This is a genomic window from Trichocoleus desertorum AS-A10 (assembly GCF_039962155.1).
Lineage (GTDB): Bacteria > Cyanobacteriota > Cyanobacteriia > FACHB-46 > FACHB-46 > Trichocoleus.
Genome location: NZ_JAMPKN010000126.1, coordinates 1 through 2,656, shown reverse-complemented (window position 1 = coordinate 2,656; position 2,656 = coordinate 1). Strand labels below are relative to the sequence as shown.

Genomic DNA, 2,656 nt, shown 5'->3' with positions numbered 1-2,656 from the left:
AAGGCTTGCAGCAGTTGATGGCATGGTCAGTTAGGAGTCTCTGGCTAAAACGCTCTAATCCAGTATCTCACCCACTCTCTTGCCCCAATTTAGATGCGTTTGCCCTGCATCAAGGCATAAGCCGGTACCTCATCGTATTGAATAACCGCTGTGATATTTGCTCCTTCAAAGGTTTTGTAATGTTCATACAGGTCTCTACCATCACGTCCTCGGACCCAGCTGCGCTGATCGAGCCATCCGATCAGGGTAATTGCTTCAATTTTGAGATTGGTAAATTGGACATTTCCAACACGAGTAATCACCGTCTGTATGACTTCTTCGGGTTTGAGGGTGTAAAGGGGACGATGAATCTGTGCGAAGGGCTGGATCATTTCGTAGTCACTCAACAGCTCATCCCAAAGCAATCGCTGCTCAACGCTCAATTCCAGGGGATGAATAACACCAACAGATTTACAGGCAAATGCATCGAGTGATTCTCGCTTCGCATAGGCCAACAAGCCAGGCACGAAGAGATGACAGTGTTCTAACGTGCTGCTCTCTAGCGCCACAATCACAGACTCAACCTGAATTCGATTCAGCGCCAACGAATCAATCCAGATTGGCGGCAGCTCAGACACCTTGACCCAGCGAGGGATCATATGACGCTGCAAATTCGTGATGCCATTCACCAGATCCCGCAACCAATCCGGAGTCGTGCGCTCGTCAAATTCTAGGGATAACCGATTCTGTTGTTTTGTCATACTACTTCCCACTTCTACTCACCCTTAGCAGCGATCGCCCCCAAGTTTCGTAATACTTCGCTGACGACGACTGGATCAACATGGTTCAGAACCAGTGAGTTTTGCTGCTGCCAGTCAATGTTGGGATAAAGTCCTGATAGGAAGAAGCAGGTGTTCAGTTTAACCGCACCGCTGTCATATCCCAAATGGATTCCACTCGGATGCTCCATCACGGCTGTGACATTGGCAAAGGGAAACGCTTTGCAGTGATAGTGAAGTTGATTGTTTGGATGAATTGTGTAGTGCCACCCTGTTTTTTCCAGGATGGCAGATAGAATCATTGCCTGAACTTCAATGCCTTGAAATCGTTTGATCACCTGGCTCTCCACTTCTTCAGGCTCTAGGCTAAAAATCGTGCGGCTAAGTTGTCGGAAGGGTTGAATTAACTCGTAATCACTGAACAGTTCTCCCCACGTATTTCGCAACTCTTGAGATAGTTGAGCTGAATGTACAATCCCAACTTCTAAATCTTCATTGATCGCTAGCATTTGGTCATGCACGTCGGCATAGGTCAAATCTTCGGTAACGCGAAACGTGATGAATCGTTCAGACGCATCGTACACACCCCAGACAAGACGTTGCGCCAAATTTGTCATCAAAGGGTGATACACCAAATGTGAGCTAAATTCCTTAAACTGCCAGCGCCGTTGAGCTAGCATCGCTCTCTCTAAGCGATCGCGTTGCGTTTTAATAACGATTTGAATTTGCTGTTTCAGCAGTTTCCACTCGGCGATCGCTGGCTCTGTTAATGCCGCATCATCGTTTGCTTTCGGTTTGGGCAAATTGTTTTTCAGCTTGCCGTCCCCATCTCGCACCATTGGTTGCATTTCACCACCAAAGACAACGTGGAACTGGCGTGAACCATAGTCAAATACACGAGTGCCCTGCTGGTCAAAACCACAATCCGGCACAATGCGGTCTTCCAATTGTTCACGGCTCAGATGGCGAGCTTGAGCAATCGCCGCAATACAGTCTTCGGTTTTTTGCTTCAATCCTTTGTACTTCACTTTCTGAGCGATCGCGTTGATTTGCATCAATGCGGTATCCGTTCCGATCGTTCTTAAACATTCCAGACCCAGCACTGCTCTCTGGTGATGTCCTTCTCCAGGCATCTCTCTAATCAGAGGTGCAAGTTTCAGCACGGAAGGATCATTGCCCAGTAAACCAACGGCAATCATTGCCCAATTTTCTTTGGGTAGTGCACCTTCACTTAGCCAAATCTCAAATAGTCTCCATGCAAAATGATCTAGAGAGGATGGATGAGCTTGAGTCTTCAGAGCAGTAATAACTGGATGAGGAGCGGTTAATGTGCTTTGTTTCAGAGCAATCAACAAGTCCACAACCTGTTGTGGATTTAAGCAATGCTTACCAAGCAAAATAGGTGGCAATTCCAGGGGATGTAGCCAGGTGGGAGATTTTATCTTTTTAGAGGTCGCATGCTGGTCAAAGGCTTGCCACCACCAGGTTGGGGTTGATTCAGCATCAAGCGGTAGAGGGCCGCTAAAGTCGAGGACTAGCTTTTGTACCTTAGTGGCGATATCTGGATGCTGGTCGCTGAGACATTGACGAATGTACGCTTCATATCCCTTACGATTCATTAGATGGAGAAAAGCGATCGCCGCTTCTGATAATCGATTGCATCCTGCGGCAACGGGAATCAGTCCTGCGATCGCTTGGGCTGGATTGTCCTGCAACCATTGACGAGCAGGCTTTGATGGGCCGTAGGACAATGTCAGTTCAAGCATCTGGGAAGCAGCTTCTGGCATAGCCTTACATAGCTGTGTTAGGACGTTATTCTGAAGGAGAGAAGTGTTGGGATAGAACTATGCCTGCCCCTTACAGTTACGACCTGCGGCAAAAAGCGATTGAAGCGTTTC

Annotated in this window: 2 protein-coding genes; both read right to left on the bottom strand. The window is 47.7% G+C overall.

What is annotated here, in order from left to right:
• Positions 1 to 89 precede the first annotated feature (89 nt).
• A complete protein-coding gene (locus tag NDA01_RS31750; protein ID WP_348231195.1) occupies positions 90 to 740 on the bottom strand; it encodes a DUF4132 domain-containing protein in 651 nt (216 codons plus the stop codon).
• Between the two features lie 14 nt (positions 741 to 754).
• Positions 755 to 2,524 (bottom strand): DUF4132 domain-containing protein, encoded by a 1,770-nt coding sequence (locus NDA01_RS31745; RefSeq protein ID WP_348231194.1) that lies wholly within the window; start codon positions 2,522 to 2,524, stop codon positions 755 to 757.
• Positions 2,525 to 2,656: the final 132 nt, after the last annotated feature.

Coding starts and splice junctions, on each gene's coding strand:
- NDA01_RS31745 (WP_348231194.1), bottom strand. CDS start 2,524: ATGCTTGAACTGACATTGTCCTACGGCCCATCAAAGCCTGCTCGTCAA.
- NDA01_RS31750 (WP_348231195.1), bottom strand. CDS start 740: ATGACAAAACAACAGAATCGGTTATCCCTAGAATTTGACGAGCGCACG.